Annotated in this window: 16 protein-coding genes and 1 rRNA gene; 3 read left to right on the top strand and 14 right to left on the bottom strand. The window is 68.9% G+C overall.

Features of this window, described 5'->3' with window-relative positions; genetic code table 11:
• The 4 genes from ACSMFO_RS21720 to ACSMFO_RS21705 form a co-directional block, all read right to left on the bottom strand.
• A 16S ribosomal RNA gene (locus ACSMFO_RS21720) occupies nucleotides 1–90 on the bottom strand; the annotation flags it as partial.
• A gap of 364 nt (nucleotides 91–454) precedes the next feature.
• Nucleotides 455–1729 (bottom strand): tyrosine--tRNA ligase, encoded by a 1275-nt coding sequence (gene tyrS, locus ACSMFO_RS21715; protein WP_436460266.1) that lies wholly within the window; start codon nucleotides 1727–1729, stop codon nucleotides 455–457.
• Nucleotides 1730–1761: 32 nt separating this feature from the next.
• Nucleotides 1762–2397: a DNA-3-methyladenine glycosylase gene (locus ACSMFO_RS21710; RefSeq protein ID WP_436460265.1), complete on the bottom strand. Its 636-nt coding sequence runs from the start codon at nucleotides 2395–2397 to the stop codon at nucleotides 1762–1764.
• A 39-nt stretch (nucleotides 2398–2436) separates the two neighbouring features.
• Complete coding sequence (locus tag ACSMFO_RS21705) at nucleotides 2437–3822, bottom strand: serine hydrolase domain-containing protein (protein WP_436460264.1); 1386 nt, start codon at nucleotides 3820–3822, stop codon at nucleotides 2437–2439.
• Nucleotides 3823–3856: 34 nt separating this feature from the next.
• Here ACSMFO_RS21705 and ACSMFO_RS21700 point away from each other — a divergent pair, with 34 nt between their 5' ends.
• Entirely contained in the window at nucleotides 3857–4552 is a 696-nt protein-coding gene (locus ACSMFO_RS21700) for a TetR/AcrR family transcriptional regulator (RefSeq protein ID WP_436460263.1), read from the top strand.
• A gap of 59 nt (nucleotides 4553–4611) precedes the next feature.
• Here the strand turns inward: ACSMFO_RS21700 and argH are convergent, their stop codons facing one another.
• The 8 genes from argH to argC are packed head-to-tail and all read right to left on the bottom strand — an operon-like array spanning nucleotide 4612 to nucleotide 12151.
• A complete protein-coding gene (gene argH / locus ACSMFO_RS21695) occupies nucleotides 4612–6027 on the bottom strand; it encodes an argininosuccinate lyase (RefSeq protein WP_073849276.1) in 1416 nt (471 codons plus the stop codon).
• Between the two features lie 27 nt (nucleotides 6028–6054).
• Complete coding sequence (locus tag ACSMFO_RS21690; RefSeq protein WP_436460262.1) at nucleotides 6055–6408, bottom strand: argininosuccinate synthase; 354 nt, start codon at nucleotides 6406–6408, stop codon at nucleotides 6055–6057.
• Nucleotides 6398–6919, bottom strand: a complete 522-nt coding sequence (locus ACSMFO_RS21685) for an arginine repressor (RefSeq protein WP_016335384.1) — start codon at nucleotides 6917–6919, stop codon at nucleotides 6398–6400. Before ACSMFO_RS21685 ends, ACSMFO_RS21690 begins: the two co-directional genes overlap by 11 nt.
• Entirely contained in the window at nucleotides 6916–7842 is a 927-nt protein-coding gene (argF, locus tag ACSMFO_RS21680; protein ID WP_436460261.1) for an ornithine carbamoyltransferase, read from the bottom strand. The genes ACSMFO_RS21685 and argF overlap by 4 nt, the downstream gene beginning before the upstream one ends.
• 16 nt (nucleotides 7843–7858) lie before the next feature.
• Nucleotides 7859–9052 (bottom strand): acetylornithine transaminase, encoded by a 1194-nt coding sequence (locus tag ACSMFO_RS21675; protein WP_038511509.1) that lies wholly within the window; start codon nucleotides 9050–9052, stop codon nucleotides 7859–7861.
• Nucleotides 9049–9969 carry an acetylglutamate kinase gene (gene argB, locus ACSMFO_RS21670; RefSeq protein ID WP_073849275.1) on the bottom strand — a complete coding sequence of 307 codons (921 nt, stop codon included), beginning with the start codon at nucleotides 9967–9969 and terminating at the stop codon, nucleotides 9049–9051. The genes ACSMFO_RS21675 and argB overlap by 4 nt, the downstream gene beginning before the upstream one ends.
• Nucleotides 9966–11126, bottom strand: coding sequence for a bifunctional glutamate N-acetyltransferase/amino-acid acetyltransferase ArgJ (argJ, locus tag ACSMFO_RS21665; RefSeq protein WP_436460260.1), 1161 nt, complete (start codon nucleotides 11124–11126; stop codon nucleotides 9966–9968). The genes argB and argJ overlap by 4 nt, the downstream gene beginning before the upstream one ends.
• Nucleotides 11123–12151 (bottom strand): N-acetyl-gamma-glutamyl-phosphate reductase, encoded by a 1029-nt coding sequence (gene argC, locus ACSMFO_RS21660; RefSeq protein WP_436460259.1) that lies wholly within the window; start codon nucleotides 12149–12151, stop codon nucleotides 11123–11125. Before argC ends, argJ begins: the two co-directional genes overlap by 4 nt.
• Before the next feature lie 90 nt (nucleotides 12152–12241).
• Here argC and ACSMFO_RS21655 point away from each other — a divergent pair, with 90 nt between their 5' ends.
• Complete coding sequence (locus tag ACSMFO_RS21655; protein ID WP_436460258.1) at nucleotides 12242–13207, top strand: helix-turn-helix transcriptional regulator; 966 nt, start codon at nucleotides 12242–12244, stop codon at nucleotides 13205–13207.
• A gap of 43 nt (nucleotides 13208–13250) precedes the next feature.
• On the opposite strand, the gene ACSMFO_RS21650 is transcribed toward ACSMFO_RS21655, so the two are convergent.
• A complete protein-coding gene (locus ACSMFO_RS21650; RefSeq protein ID WP_360123638.1) occupies nucleotides 13251–13745 on the bottom strand; it encodes a helix-turn-helix domain containing protein in 495 nt (164 codons plus the stop codon).
• Nucleotides 13746–13951: 206 nt separating this feature from the next.
• On the opposite strand from ACSMFO_RS21650, the gene ACSMFO_RS21645 reads away from it, so the two are divergent.
• Nucleotides 13952–14401 carry a DUF6294 family protein gene (locus ACSMFO_RS21645; RefSeq protein ID WP_143202779.1) on the top strand — a complete coding sequence of 150 codons (450 nt, stop codon included), beginning with the start codon at nucleotides 13952–13954 and terminating at the stop codon, nucleotides 14399–14401.
• 69 nt (nucleotides 14402–14470) lie between these two features.
• On the opposite strand, the gene ACSMFO_RS21640 is transcribed toward ACSMFO_RS21645, so the two are convergent.
• Complete coding sequence (locus ACSMFO_RS21640) at nucleotides 14471–16057, bottom strand: alpha/beta hydrolase (RefSeq protein WP_436460257.1); 1587 nt, start codon at nucleotides 16055–16057, stop codon at nucleotides 14471–14473.
• Nucleotides 16058–16162: the final 105 nt, after the last annotated feature.

The following is a 16162-nucleotide window of genomic DNA, read 5'->3' as shown; positions in this document are numbered from 1 at the left end:
AATCCACCCCGAAAGGCTTCATCGTTCGACTTGCATGTGTTAAGCACGCCGCCAGCGTTCGTCCTGAGCCAGGATCAAACTCTCCAACAATGTCAAATTTGATCGAGGCAAATAAATGCTCTCAAAGGAACCTCTTACGAGGTTTCACTACATAAGCTCTACTGGCTTAGTTCACTAGCACACTGTTGAGTTCTCAAGCAACACACCCCGAATCGCACCACCATCACAGCGGCCTTATCCGAAGCAGTCATTCCTAGCAGTTTTTGATAGGACACCCACTCAATCGCGCTAAGTTCTTCAACTCCGCGGCGAGAGCTTGGTTCGTGTCCCGGTCGGCCGCTCGGTTTCCCTGGCGACTTGGAGAACTTTACACGCCCCGAAAGGGCCCAAAACAGGGGGGTACCTTAACTGCGTTTCCGCAGGTCAGAGCCCCTGTTTCGGGCCCGGGCGGCGATCAGCCCCCGACGCGCACGCCGGCGACGTTGCGCTTGCCCTTGCGGACCACCAGCCAGCGGCCGTGCAGAGCGTCGTCCGAGGACGGCTTCCACTCCTCGTCGGCGATCTTCGTGTTGTTGACGTACGCGCCGCCTTCCTTGACGGTGCGACGCGCGGCGCCCTTGCTGTCGACGAGCCCGGCCGCGATCAGCAGGTCGACGATGGTCGACTCGCCGTTCGGGTCGACCTTGCCGTTCGGCACCTCGGCCATGGCGGCGTCGAGGGTGGACGAGTCGAGCTCACGCAGCTCTCCCCTGCCGAACAGCGCCTGGCTCGCGGCGATGACCTGGCGGGTCGCCTCTTCACCGTGCACCAGGGTGGTGAAGTCCTCGGCCAGCTTCCGCTGCGCGGACCGCAGGTGCGGGCGCTGCTCGGTGTCTTCGGCCAGCGCCGCGATCTCCTCCTGCCCGAGGAAGGAGAACATCCGCAGGTAGCGGATGACGTCGGAGTCGGCGACGTTCACGAAGTACTGGAACCACGCGTACGGGGACGTCATCTCCGGGTCGAGCCAGACGCTGCCGCCACCGGTGGACTTCCCGAACTTGCGTCCTTCGGTGTCGGTGACCAGCGGCGCGGTCAACGCGTGCGTGTGGCCGCCGTCGGTCCGGCGGATCAGGTCGACGCCGCCGACGAGGTTGCCCCACTGGTCCGAGCCGCCGATCTGCAGCTTGCAGCCGTACTCGCGGTGCAGGTGCAGGTAGTCCTGCGACTGCAGCAGCAGGTAGCTGAACTCGGTGTAGGACATGCCGTCGGCTTCGAGGCGGCGTTTCACCGTCTCGCGGTTCAGCATGGTGTTGACCGGGAAGTGCTTGCCGACGTCGCGCAGGAACTCGACGACGGTCTGCTTGCCGGTCCAGTTCAGGTTGTTCTCGATGACCGCGCCGGTCGGCGAGTCGTCGAAGTCGACGAACCGCTCCAGCTGCCCGCGGATCCGGTCCGCCCACGCGGCGACGGTGTCCAGCGTGTTCAGGGTGCGTTCACCGGTGTCACGCGGATCGCCGATCATGCCCGTGGCGACGCCCGCCAGCACGATCGGCCGGTGCCCGGCGCGCTGGAAACGCGAGAGCATCAGCAGTGGCACCAGGTTGCCGGCGTGCAGGCTGGGCGCGGTCGGGTCGAATCCGCAATAGAGCGTGAGGGGTCCTTGGTCGAGGTCTCGCCGCAGTGCTTCGAGGTCGGTGGATTGCGCGATCAGGCCGCGCCAGGTCAGCTCGTCAAGGATGTGCTCGCTCACGCCTGTAGATCCTCCCGCACCAGGTCAACCGACTATCGGCCGGGGGCGGCCGCCCGTCGCTTGCCACCGCGGCGGTAGGTGGAGACCGCGGGCGATCCGTCGATCCAGAAGCGCCACGGCGTGTCCATCGCCATCGCGACCCCGACGCGCGGCCCGGTGCGGATGTCGGCTTCGGGGACCCGTTCACCGGTGAACAGCCGGACGGGTGACGCGGGGTCGGTCAGGTCGATGCCATTCTCGGCGCGGTCGATGCCGAGCACCGAGGTGAGGATCGCCGGGCCTTTGGCGAGTTCGCCGTTGCCGCGCGCGGACGGCCTGCGTGCCCTGGCGACGTCCGCGCCGGACACCACCTCCCCGGCACGCAGGAGCACGGCGCCCGGCTGCCCGTCCTCGGTGCCGACGACGTTCGCGCAGAAGTGCATGCCGTAGACGAAGTACACGTACAGATGCCCCGCGGGCCCCCACATGACCGCGTTGCGCGGGGTCTTGCCGCGATAGCAGTGCGATGCGGGGTCGTCGAGCCCTCGATAGGCCTCGACCTCCACCAGCCGGACCGCGACCGTGCCGTCGGGACCGCTCGCCTCGATCACCGCGCCGAGCAGGAGCGTGGACAGCTCCACCGGATCCAGCGCCAGCTCGCGCCGGGTGAACTGTCTGCCGGTCTCCACGTTCCGCACTCCCCTAACGTCGCGTTCTCCGGGCCGACCTTAACCGGCCGCCTCGATCTTCGGCGCCACCCGCATGCTGGTGTGGCAACACTCGGTGCCGTCGGGGAGTTTCGTGAACAGCACCGGCATCCAGTCGTCGCCGAACAGGGGGTTCATCCCGGCGAAGACACTCTCCGACACGGGCACGAGCTCCGCTTCGATCGGCGGGGCGATTCCCTCGAGACCGTCGGCGAATTCGTAGACGAAGCGCAGCCTTCCCGCCGTCTCGGTGACGGTGATGATGACGCCTTCTCGACGGTAAGTACCGGCGAAGGGGGCGATGTCCACCGAGGGCGGCGACGCCGGTGGTGCGAAGTCGGCGGGAACTTCGACCCCGGCGACCTCGCCGAGCAGTTCTCGCGAAAGCTCGTTGTACAACCTGTCGGTCGTGCCGTGGTTGGTGAGCAGGGCGAAGGCCACTCCGGCGTCCGGCACTACGCGCAGGTAGGAGCGCTGCCCGATCGAGGATCCGTTGTGCCCGAAGCCGGGGACGCCGTTCCAGTCGTGGATCGACAGCCCGAGCCCCCAGCCTTCGGAGCCGAGAGTCCACTTGTCGGGCACCTCCGCTTCGAGGCGCCGCATCATGGTCACCGTTTCTTCGGCCAGCACGCGTGTCCCGTCGGGTCCCGTGCCGTCCAGCAGCATCCGGGCGAAGCGGACGACGTCGCCGGCCGTGGCGAGGACGCGGCCGAACGGTCCGGCGGAGCGCGGCAGGAGATCCCACGCGGCGGTCGGCTCCGGGTCCTGGCCGAGGTGTCCCATCGCCACCCGGAAGCGGAGCGCCTCTTCGGGCAGGGTCATCGTCTCGGCGAGCCCGAGCGGTCCCACGAGCCGCTCGCGCAGGGCGTCGTCCCAGGTCAGACCGGTGAGGACCTCGACGATCCGGCCGAGCACGTTGTACCCGACGCTGCTGTAGGACGCGGCCGTCCCCGGCGGGCAGTCGAGCGCCACTCCCCTGGCGGCCTCGACGTACTTCGCGAGGCAATCGTCCCCGCGTCCGGTGTCTTCGACGAAATCGCACGTGAGTCCACCGGTATGGCTGAGCAGCTGCCGGGCGGTGATGGCCTTCGTCGCCGCGGGATCGATCGTCGCGAACTCCGGCAGCACCTCGACGACCGGCGCGTCGAGGTTCAGGCGGCCTTCCTCGGCCAGCCCGAGTACCAGCGCGGCCGTGTAGACCTTCGCGATCGAGCCGAGCTGGAAGATCGAATCGGTGGTCGCCGCCACCCCGGTCCCCCGGTGCAGGACCCCGCTCGCCAGTTCGTGGATCTCTCCCTCGGCCAGCACGGCGAGCGTCGCGCCCGGGACGTGGTGTTCGGCCCTCAGGTCGTCGAGCCGGGACTGCCAGTGGGCGTGGTCGAACTTTGTCCGTACAGTGTTAGGCATACTGAACACTGTACGGAAAAGTGAGGGATCGCGGATGTCGGTGTGGATGCGTCCCCCGAAACGCAAGCGCGAGCAGCCGTCGCTGAGCCGGGAGCAGATCGTTTCCCAGGCCATCGAGCTCCTCGACGGAGGTGGCGTCGACGCGCTGAGCATGCGGAAACTCGGCGCCCGGCTCGGTGTGGCCGCCCCGTCGATGTACACCCACGTGGCCACCAAGGACGAGCTGGTGGAGCTGGTCGTCGACGAGGTGTACGGCGAGGTCGCGCTCCCCGGGGAGGGTCCGTGGCGAGTGACGGCGGGCCGGTTCGCGCGCGACCTGCGGTCGGTGTTCCTTCGCCATCCGTGGCTCGGCTCGCTGCTCGGCGAGACGGGAGTGGCGTATCTCGGGCCGAACGTGCTGAAGATGTCGGAAGCGGCACTCGCCCTGTTCGAGAACGCCGGTTTCTCGCTGGATGATGCCGATCTGGCGTGGAACACGGTGATGGCGTTCGTCGTCGGGCGGGCCACCAGCGAAGCCGCATGGCTGACCACGCTCGAACGCGGCGGGCAGAGCGAGGCGGAGTGGAAGGAGCGCCTGTGGCCGGCTGCCGAGCAAGCGGTGCGTGACCACCCGCGGCTCAAGAAGCTCTACGCGGTACAACGAAGGCGGGCCCCGGGCGAGACGAACGAGGCCGACTTCGAGCGCGGCCTCGACTGCGTCCTCGACGGTTTGGAGACCAGGCTTTCCTGATACGCGTGAAGGCCCCTTCCCTCAACTCAGCCGAGGGAAGGGGCCTTCACGCGCTTTGTTCAGCCGAGCCAGGTGCGGTGTTCGGCGATCCGCGCGACCAGACGGTCCCGCTGTTCGGCGACGCGCTCCGGAGCGGTACCGCCCCGGGCGTTGCGCGAGCTCACGGAGCCTTCGACGGTCAGTACCTCGCGCACGGCCGGCGTCAGCGCCGGGTTGATCTTCTCGAACTCCTCGTCGGTCAGTTCGTCCAGCCCGACGCCGCGGGCCTCGGCGACGCGGACGCTCTCCCCCGCCGCTTCGTGCGCGACGCGGAACGGCACGCCCTGCCGGACCAGCCATTCGGCGATGTCCGTGGCGAGGGTGAAGCCGGCGGGCGCCAGTTCGGCGAGCCGGTCGGTGTGGAAGGTCAGCGTCTCGAGCATGCCCGCGATCGCCGGGAACAGCAGTTCCAGCTGCTCGACGGAGTCGAAGACCGGCTCCTTGTCCTCCTGCAGGTCGCGGTTGTACGCGAGCGGCTGCGCCTTGAGCGTCGCGAGCAGACCGGTCAGGTTGCCGATGAGCCGTCCGGCCTTGCCGCGGGTCAGCTCGGCGACGTCGGGGTTCTTCTTCTGCGGCATGATCGAGCTGCCGGTCGCCCAGGCGTCGTCGAGGGTGACGTAGCCGAACTCGGCGGTGTTCCAGATGATCACCTCTTCGGCGATCCTGGACAGGTTGACCGCGAGCATCGCGACGTCGAAGGCGAATTCGGCGACGAAGTCCCGCGAGGCGGTGCCGTCGATCGAGTTCTCGACGCTGGTGTCGAAGCCCAGCTCCTCGGCGACGGCCTCCGGGTCGAGGCCGAGCGAGGATCCCGCCAGCGCGCCGGAGCCATAGGGCGACTCGGCGGTGCGAGCGTCCCAGTCACGCAGCCGGGTGACGTCGCGCAGCAGCGACTGGCCGTGCGCGAGCAGATGGTGCGCCAGCAGGACGGGCTGGGCGTGCTGCAGGTGGGTGCGGCCCGGGAGGATCGCGTCCGGGTGCCGCTTCGCCTGCGAAACGAGAGCGTCGACGACGCCGAGGGTGCCCGCGACCACGCGGCGGGCGGCGTCGCGCAGCCACATCCGGAACAGCGTCGCGACCTGGTCGTTGCGCGAACGGCCCGCCCGGAGCTTGCCGCCGAGTTCGGTGCCCGCCCGCTCCAAGAGACCGCGTTCGAGCGCGGTGTGGACGTCCTCGTCGGCGACGGTCGGGGTGAACGCGCCCGACGCGACGTCCTGCGCGAGGGTGTCCAGCGCGGCGAGCATGCCGGTCAGCTCGTCTTCGGTGAGCAGCCCCGCCTTCCGCAGCACCCGCGCGTGGGCCCGCGACCCGGCGATGTCGTACGGCGCCAGCCGCCAGTCGAAATGGGTCGACGCGCTCAGCGCCGCCATCGCCTCGGCCGGTCCGCTGGCGAACCGGCCGCCCCACAGCTGCACCGGCTGCTCATTCCCGCTCACAACACTCCTCGAATTCCTTGGTTCTCTTCAGGCGACTGACCGGTCGAAGGTAGCGCCTGTGGTGAAGTCGTACAGCGCGCGCTCGTCGCGCGCGGAGTTCACGACCGCGTTGCCGCGGTGCAGGATCAGCCGGACCTCACCGGACACCCGCCCGATGCTGACCTTTCGCAGTTCCTCGTGCGCGGTGACCAGCGCGAGCGCGCCGGGCCCCTCGTAGATCTCGCGTCCTTTGAGCCCGAAGGCGCCGACACGGCGGTTCAGCTGCTGGAAGGCCTCCAGCAGTGTCACGGTCTCCCCGTCGATGGCCACCGGTACACCTTCGTCGAAGGTGATGACCAGCTTCTCCTCGTCGTCCGGGAACGTGAACCCGTCAGGCGTCACCCTCGGTCTCCTCACCGCCGTCCACTGTGGACGACCGTCGGGCCAGCGCCATGAAACGCTCGGCCAGATCCTTGCCGGACAACGGTTCCCTCGCGATCACCGCGACCGTGTCGTCGCCGGCGATCGAGCCGACGACCTCCTCCAGCGCCGCCCTGTCGATGGCGCTGGCCAGGAACTGCGCCGCCCCCGGCGGGGTGCGCAGCACCGTCAGGTTCCCCGACGAGTCCGCCGAGACGAGCAGTTCGGCGAGCAGCCGCGAAAGCCGGGAGGTACCGCCCTGCACTCCGCGTACCGGGCTGCCGTCCTCCGGAATGACATACACCGGTGCGCCGGAATCGGCACCTCGGAGCTTCACCGCGCCCAGTTCGTCGAGGTCGCGGGACAACGTCGCCTGCGTGACGTCGATGCCTTCCGCGGCCAGGAGCTTCGCGAGCTCCGTCTGGCTGCGGATGGCCATCGAGGACACGAGTTCGGTGATCCGGGCCTGCCGGGTGACCCTGCTGCCGGTCATCGTCGCTTCTCGTCGATGAGCCACACCAGCAGCGCCTTCTGCGCGTGCAGCCGGTTTTCGGCCTCGTCCCAGACCGCACTGGCCGGCCCGTCGATGACCTCGTCGGTGATCTCCCAGCCGCGGTGCGCGGGCAGGCAGTGCAGCACGATCGCCTCGTCCGCGGCGCGGCGCATCAACGCGGAGTTGACCTGCAGCTCACGGAACGGGCCGACGCGGTCGAGACCGTCGTTCTCCTGGCCCATGGAGGTCCAGGTGTCGGTGACGACGACGTCCGCGCCTTCGACCGCGGCGTACGGATCGGTGAAGACCGTGGTGCTGCCGCCGGTCTCGGTCGAACGGTGCTTGGCGTCGAGCATGACCTGCTGATCCGGCTGGAAACCCTCCGGCGAGACGACGCGCACGTGCATCCCGGCCGTGGTCCCGCCCAGCAGCAGCGAATGCGCCATGTTGTTGGCGCCGTCGCCGAGGTACACCAGGGTGAGCCCGGCGAGCTTGCCCTTGCGCTCGCGGATGGTCATCAGGTCGGTGAGCACCTGGCACGGGTGGAACTCGTCGGTGAGCGCGTTGACCACCGGGATGCTCGCCGCCGAGGCCATCGCGTCGATGCGCTTCTGGGCGAAGGTCCGCCAGACGATCGCGTCGAGGTACCGCGAAAGCACGCGCGAGGTGTCTTCGATGGTCTCTTCGCGGCCGAGCTGCATCGAGCGGCCGTCGACGATGACCGGATTACCGCCGAGCTGGGCGATGCCCACCTCGAAGGAGAACCTGGTCCGGGTGGAGTTCTTCTCGAAGATCGCCGCGACGGACTTGCCCTCCAGCGCGCGGGAGCTCAGGGGCTCGGCCTTCAGCTGGTCGGCGAGGTCCAGGATCTCGGCCTGTTCGGCCGGGCTGAGATCGTCGTCACGGAGGAAGTTGCGGAGCATGCGTTTCGTCTCTGTCCTAGGTGGTGGTGGAATCGAGCGCCCCGGGAAGGGCTTCGAGGAATCCCGCGGCCTCGTCGGCGCTCAGGATCAGCGGCGGTGCCAGCCGGATGGTGTCCGGGGCGATGGGGTTGACCAGGTACCCCGCGTCCTGCGCGGCCTTGGCGACCTTCGCCGAGACCGGTTCGCGCAAGGCGATGCCGAGCAGCAGCCCGGCACCGCGGACCCCGGACACCAGCGGGTGGCCGAGCTCCTCCACGCGGGAGGCGATGTCCTTGCCCAGTGCGGAAACGTGGTCGTTCAGGTTGTCCTTGGCGATGGTCTTGAGCACGGCGAGCCCGGCGGCGCAGCAGACCGGGTTACCGCCGAAGGTGGTGCCGTGCTGCCCCGGCTTCACCAGCTCCCCCGCCTCGCCGACGCCGATGACCGCGCCGATCGGCAGGCCGCCGCCGAGCCCCTTGGCCAGGGTGATGACGTCCGGGACGATGCCGGCGTGCTGGAAGGCGAACCACGCGCCGGTGCGGCCGATGCCGGTCTGCACCTCGTCGAGGACCAGCAGTGTCCCGGTCGCCTTGGTGATCTCCCGCGCGGCCTGGAGGTACCCGTCCGGCGCCGGCACGACGCCCGCCTCACCGAGGATCGGCTCGAGGAACACCGCCGCCGTTTCGGTGTCCACCGCGGCGCGAAGCGCGTCGATGTCACCGTAGGGAACGTGCGTGACGCCGGGAACCAGCGGCTCGAACGCGTCCCGCTTCGACGGCTGCCCGGTCAGCGTCAGCGCGCCCATGGTGCGGCCGTGGAAGGCACCCTCGCACGCGACGACCTTGGTCCGCCCGGTGAGCCTGCTGATCTTCAGCGCGGCTTCGTTGGCCTCCGCGCCGGAGTTGACGAACAGCACCTTCGCGTTGCCGGACAGACCGGCGACGTCCAGGAGGGTTTCGGCCAGTTCGACGGCGACCGGGTTCACGTAGAGGTTCGAGGTGTGGCCGAGTTTCGCGATCTGCTCGGTGACGGCGGCGACCACGGCGGGGTGGGCATGGCCGAGCGCGTTGACCGCGATGCCGCCCAGCAGGTCGACGTACGGCTTCCCGTCGGCGTCCCAGACCTTCGCCCCCTCACCGCGGACCAGGGTCAGCGCCGGGGTGCCGTAGTTGTCCATGAGGGACGACTTCCAGTGCTCCTGGCCGTCTACATTGGACTTGTACGTGGTCACGGGAGCTCCGTTTCGGGGAAGACCATGGTACCGATGCCGCGGGAGGTGAAGACCTCCAGCAACACCGAATGGGCGATGCGGCCGTCGATCACGTGCGCGCGGCGGACGCCGCCGCGGATGGCGCGCACACAGGCCTCCATCTTCGGGATCATGCCGCTGGCGAGACCGGGAAGCAGGGTTTCGAGGCGGTCCACCCGGATCCTGTCGACCAGCGAACCGCGGTCCGGCCAGTTGGCGTAAAGGCCTTCGACATCGGTGAGCACGACGAGCTTTTCCGCGCCGAGCGCCGCGGCCAGCGCGCCGGCGGCGGTGTCGGCGTTGATGTTGTGCACGACACCGTCGACGTCCGGAGCCACGGTGGACACCACCGGGATCCGGCCCGCGTTGACGATGTCGAGCACGGCGTCCGGGTTGACCTCGGAGACCTCACCGACGAGCCCTATGTCGACCGATACACCGTCCACAGTGGCCTGTTTGCGTTCGGCGGTGAACAGCCGCGCGTCCTCGCCGGAGATGCCGACCGCGTACGGGCCGTGCGCGTTGATCAGTCCGACCAGTTCGCGGCTGACCTGGCCGGTCAGCACCATGCGGACGATGTCCATGGTCTCGGGCGTGGTGACCCGCAAGCCGCCCTTGAACTCGCCTTCGACGCCGAGCCGGGTGAGCATCGCGGTGATCTGCGGGCCGCCGCCGTGCACCACGACCGGACGCAGCCCCACCGTGCGCAGGAAGACCATGTCCTCGGCGAAGGCCTGTTTGAGGCTCTCGTCGATCATGGCGTTGCCGCCGTACTTCACCACGACGGTGGCGCCGTGGAAGCGCTGCAGCCAGGGCAAGGCCTCGATGAGGATCGCGGCCTTCTCGGCGGCCGTCGCGAGCCGTTCGTCCGCGGGGACGGTGGATTCGGAAGGGCTCATGACGAGTACGCGCTGTTCTCTTCGACGTACGCGTGCGAGAGGTCGGTCGTGTAGATCGTCGCCTCGCCTTCGCCGAGACCGAGGTCGACGACGATCCGGATGTCACGGCCCGAAAGATCCGCCTCGGAGCGATCCGCCGCGGTGGTGCCCTTGGCGAAGAGAGTGACGCCGTTGATCGCGATGGAGACCTTTTCCGGGTCGATCTCCGCCGGCACGCGGCCCAGCGCCATGGCGATGCGGCCCCAGTTCGGGTCGGAACCGAACAGGGCGGTCTTGACCAGGTTGTCCTCGGCGATCGTCCGGCCGACGGCGATGGCGTCGGCCTCGCTCGCCGCGCCGGCGACCGTGACGTCGACGTACTTGGTCGCGCCCTCGGAGTCCGCGCGCAGTTGCAGCACGAGGTCGAGGCTGACGGCGGTGAGGAGTTCGGTCAGTTCGGCTTCGGTCGGCTCGACACCGCTGGCACCGGACGCGAGGACGAGGACCGTGTCGTTGGTGGAGGTCCCGCCGTCGACGTCGAGCCGGTCGAAGGTCACGCCGGTGGCGGCACGCAGAGCCTTGTCCAGGGCTTCGGGCGTGACGACCGCGTCGGTGGTGAGGACGGAGAGCATCGTCGCGAGGTTCGGCGCGAGCATGCCCGCGCCCTTGGCGAACCCGCCGACGCTCCAGCCGCTTTCGTGCTTCGCGGCCGCCTGCTTCGGCTTGGTGTCGGTGGTCATGACCGCGGTGGCGGCGGCGAGGTCGGCCTCGTCACCGGCGCCGAGCCGCCCGAAGGCGATGTCCACCCCGGAGAGCAGCGCGTCCATCGGCAGCCGCTCGCCGATCAGGCCGGTCGAGCAGACCGCGACCTCGATCGCGCCGGCTTCGAAGAGTCCCGCGACCTTCTCGGCGGTCTGGTGGGTGTCCTGGAAACCGCCGGGGCCGGTGGCGGCGTTCGCGCCGCCGGAGTTGAGGACGACGGCCTTGAGCCGCTGCTGCTTGAGCACCTCCTGCGACCACAGGACGGGCGCGGCCTTGATCACGTTGCGCGTGAAGACGCCGGCCGCGACCTGCAGCGGCCCGTCGTTGACGACGAGCGCGAGGTCGAGCTTGCCCTCGGCCTTGATCCCGGCGGCGACGCCCGCGGCACGGAATCCCTTCGGCTGGGTGACGGTCACGGAGCGACTCCTACGGTCGGTAGTCCGGTGGTTTCGGGGAGGCCGAGGGCGATGTTCATCGACTGGACGGCGCCGCCCGCGGTGCCCTTGGTCAGGTTGTCGATGGCCGCGACCACGATCAGGCGCCGGGTGTCGGCGTCGACGGTGACCTGCAGCTGGACGTTGTTCGAGCCGACCACCGAAGCCGAAGACGGCCACCGGCCCTCGGGCAGCAGCTGGACGAACGGCTCGGCGGCGTACGCCTTTTCGTAGACCTCGCGGGCGCCTTCGGCGTCCAGGTCGGTCTTGAGGGCGGCGCTCGCGGTGGTGAGGATCCCGCGCGGCATCGGGGCCAGCACCGGGGTGAACGAGACCTTGACCCGCTCGCCCGCGACCGCGGACAGGTTCTGCGCGAACTCGGGAGTGTGCCGATGGGCGCCACCGACGCCGTACGCGGTGGCCGAGCCCATCACCTCCGAACCGAGGAGGTTCGGCTTCAGGCTCTTGCCCGCGCCCGAGGTCCCGGTGACCGCGACGACGTTGATCTCCGGCTCGACCAGGCCGGCGGCGAGCGCCGGGGCGAGGGCGATCGAACCGCCGGTCGGGAAGCACCCGGGGACCGCGATGCGCTTGGTCCCGGCGAGACGTTCGCGTGCTCCGGGGAGCTCGGGGAGCCCGTACGGCCACTGCCCGGCGTGGTCACCGCCGTACCAGCGCTGCCAGTCGGCCGCGTCCGAAAGGCGGTGGTCCGCGCCCAGGTCGACCACCAAGACGTCCGGGCCCAGCTGCGCGGCGATGGCACCGGAGTGACCGTGCGGCAGGGCGAGGAAGACGACGTCGTGTCCAGCCAGGGTCTCCGGGGTCGTCTCCAGCAGCACCCTGTCCGCCAGTGGGGCGAGGTGCGGCTGATGCTGGACGAGCGGCGTCCCCGCGGAGCTGGCCGCGGTGAGCGCGCCGATCTGGATTTCGGGATGGGTCAGCAGCAGGCGCAGGAGTTCGCCGCCCGCGTACCCGCTGGCTCCGGCCACCGCGATCTTCACCGTCATACGCATGATTATGCACTCCCATGCAAGTTCAATCAAACAAAGTCGTGTGGCTCACCCGATACGGGCTGTCGCCCGGGCATCCTTGAGTGCATGACCGATACTCCCGCCCGGCTGCTCAGCCTGCTGTCGCTCCTGCAGACCCCGCGCGAGTGGCCTGGCAGCGAGCTCGCCGAACGGCTGGAGGTCAGTCCGCGGACCATCCGGCGCGACATCGACCGGTTACGTGAGCTCGGTTACCCCGTCGAGGCGTCGCGAGGCTCCGAGGGCGGCTACCGGCTGGGCGCCGGCACGGCGATGCCACCGCTGCTGCTCGACGACGAGGAGGCCGTCGCGATCGCGGTCGGTCTCCGCGGCGCGGCCGGGCAGGCGATCTCGGGTATCGAGGAGTCTTCGGTGCGGGCGCTGGCCAAACTCGAGCAGGTGCTGCCTTCGCGGCTGCGTTATCGCGTCAGCGCGCTGGGCGCCGCGACCGTCCCTCTCCCCGGCAGGGGCCCCGCGGTGGATCCGGAACACCTCACCGTCTTCGCGGGCGCGATCGCCAACACCGAGCGGACCCGGTTCACCTACCGCACCGGCGACGGGACCGAATCCCGGCGGCACGTCGAACCGCACCGGCTCGTCTCCGCCGGACGCCGCTGGTACCTGCTCGGCTACGACCTCGACCGCGACGACTGGCGGATCTTTCGCGCGGACCGGATCTCGGAGCCGCGGGCGACCGGCGGCCGGGCCACCCCGAGACAGCCACCCGCGGAGGACGTGGCGGCCTATGTCACCGACAAGATGTACAGCCTCCTTCCCACTTACAGCGCACGCGTGACCCTGCACGCGCCGATCGGCCAGGTCTCCCCCGCGATCGGCGAGGGGTTCGGCGAACTGGAATCGCTGGACGACGAAACCTGCGTTTTCCACGCGGGCACGGACACTCTGGACTGGCTCGCGTTCCGGATCCTCGGACTCGGCTGCGAATTCACCGTGCACGAGCCGCCGGAACTGATCGAGCACCTCCGGAAGATGGCCGCACGGGCGGAACGCGGAGCCGAGTCCACAGTGGACTGACGGCGGTCGCGAAGGACCGAAGGCCCCCCGCGACCGCCGTTGTTCAGTCGAGTTCAGCCACCTCTCGTTGGCTCGGTGGGATGGGGAGGTACGCGCCCCGGCGCTCCGGGTCGCAGCCGACCCTGGGCAACCGGGCACGGATCCCGCCCGGTGTCCGCTCGAACCGCCGCGCGATCTCCTCGACGCTTTCCCCGGCGAGCCAACGGCTTTCCAGTTCCGCGTCCAGCTCGTCGGACCACGGCAGGCCCTGGTGCGCGGGACGGTCCGCCGATCTTCGGCGGCCGTTCCGGCCGGTGCCCCGTCCGGCGAACGCCAGCAGGGTGTCGGAAAGGACGGTCGCCAAGGCCGGTACGGCTTCGGCGTCGATATCGAGCCTGCCTTCGGCGACAGGCTCCTCCAGCGGTCCGGCTCCGCCGACCATGACGGTCACCCAGCGGTCTTCCCCGGCCGCGCCGCCACCCTCACGGGCGGCGACCTCGATGCGATAAACGGTGTCCTGCACCCGGATCTCGGTCCGGTGCTCTTCGACGATGGTCATGCCGGGGACGGTAACGGGCGGGCCCGACAATTCGCCGGTGCGGCGAGGGGATTCGGTGCGTGACCGGAACTTTCCTCGCTTTCGCGAGCGCGAGGGGGCCGGTCATGGCCCTATCGGCCACCCCAGTTGCCGCACCTAAGTGATCTCGACCGCGATCACTCGCGGGTTAGCTTTGCTCATCGGTTCGTCCACGATGGGGAGGAAAAATGACGACCAAAGCACGTCGGATGGCGCTTTTCGTGACAATGCTCGTGCTCGCGATCGGGACCGTCTTCGCCACGCCCGCCTCGGCGGGCACGACGGCGTCCACCACCGCGCTGGCCACCTGCACCGGAGCGGATTCCTGTTGGTTCACCTGGGGTCGCATCCAGGCCGGGGACTGCACGATGGACAACGCGAAGTGGACCCTCAGACGCAATGGCAGCGCTTCGTTCGAGGCGACGATCGTCAGCAGCGACAGCAACGACGCTTGGCTGATGTGGGTGAACACCTTGGACAGCAACGGCATCGTCCTCGGGCCCATCCATCACGGCGGTGACACCAAGTTCGTCAAGGGCACCGTCAAGAACGTGTGGCACTGGTGGTTCGCCGAGGGATCGTTCGACGCCGGGTTCTTCGACCGCATCCACAGCATGCGGATGACGAGCCACTGCTGAGAAGCATCAGAGCGAAGAAATGCCCCGGTCCGGAAACCCGGACCGGGGCATCGCGACATCCCGAACAACTCAGAAAGGCAGCGCCTGAGCCAGCGCCTCCTTCTTCACTTCGGCGACCGAAGACGGCACGTCCGACTTCGCGGCCGCGGAAGCACCGGCCGGAACCGGCTGCGGGACCGCGGCGCACTGCACGTCCGAACCGTTGCCCGGCTTGCGCACGGGCAGCTTTCCGGTCAGCAGGTAGTCCGCGATCTTGTCGTCCACACAGGACACACCGGACAGCGAGCCCGAGTGCGTCGTGCCGCCCGGAGCGCTGATCAGGCTGGAGTTCGGGTAGCGCTTGCGGACCTCGAGGCTGCCGGGGTACGGCGTCGCGGCGTCGTTCTCCTCGTTGACCAGCAGGATGCCGGGGACCTTGCTCCCGTCGATCTCCACCGGCTTGCCCGGCTTCGCGGGCCAGTCGAGGCACGGCGCGTTGAACCAGGCGTTGCCCCAGGTCTCGAACGGCGCCCGGAAGTGCGTGACCCAGTTGTCGAACTTCCAGCGGGGCCAGCTCTGCGGCCACGCCACGTCGGTGCACTGCACGGCCGCGTACACCGCGTACCCGTTGTCCTGGCCCGGCGGGTTGGAGTCGTCGTACAGGCCCTTCAAGGTCTGCCAGTCACCCTTGTGCACCCAGCCGGAGAAGGCGTTCGCCATGTCTTCCCAGCCGAAGACGTAGTAGCCGGCCTGCAGGAAGATGTCCGTCCACTCGGATCCGCCGATGACGCCACCAGCGGGCTTGTCGTACAGCTTCTTCTGCTCGGCGTACCACAGCTTCTCGACCGCGGAGGCGGTGTTGCCGAGGTGGTAGACGGAGTCGTACTTCGCGAGCCAGCCGAAGTAGGTCTTGATGTTCTTGTCGAAGGCGATGTCCTGGTTCAGGTTCGCCTTGTACCAGACGTCGCGGGGGTCGACGGTGCCGTCGAACACCATCCGCCGCACGTTCTGCGGGAACAGCGTGCTGTAGACCTGCCCGAGGTAGGTGCCGTAGGAGAAGCCGTAGTAGTTGATCTGCTTCTCGCCCAGCGCCTTGCGCAGGCTGTCGACGTCCTTCGCCACATCGATGGTCTTGATGTGGTCGAGGATCGCGCCGTTCTTGGCGCACGCCTTCGCGTAGCCCTTCGCCTTCTCACGCCACGCCGTCTCGATGGCGCGCGTGGTCGGCACGTACTGCGGGCGGTTGTAGGAGGCGTAGTTCCCGTCGCAGGTCAGCGACGGCTTGCTCTCCCCCACGCCGCGCGGGTCGAAGCCGATCCAGTCGTACTCCTCACCCGCCTTCTTGGGGACGGCCCGGCCGAGCGTCGACAGCCCGAGGCCCGAACCGCCGGGGCCACCCGGGTTGACGATCATGACGCCCTGCGACTGGGCGGACTTGTGCTTCACCCGCGAGACGGCGATCGAGATCTTCTCCCCGCCCGGCTTCGCGTAGTCCAGCGGGACCTCGAGGAAACCGCATTCCGCGCCGGCCTTGACCAGGCTCGGGCGCGTACAGGCTCCCCAGGAGATGGGCTTCGGATCGAAGTCCGACGCCGAGGCGGCCGTGGCGGAGGGAGCGAGCGCCATGGTGCCGACGCCGATCCCCGCGACCGCCAGGGCGGCAACGAATTTCTTCACTGTGTTCCTTTTCGTCCGCGTTCGACCCGGTCGGGCCGAAGCTACCGAGAACCGGCTTCAATCTCGCTGACCGACACGTTGACCGCCATCCCTCTTTAGTCGGTA

The organism is Amycolatopsis sp. w19, assembly GCF_051373225.1.
Lineage (GTDB): Bacteria > Actinomycetota > Actinomycetes > Mycobacteriales > Pseudonocardiaceae > Amycolatopsis > Amycolatopsis japonica.
The sequence above is the reverse complement of the archived record's forward strand: the minus strand, read 5'-3'. Positions and strand labels throughout refer to the sequence as shown.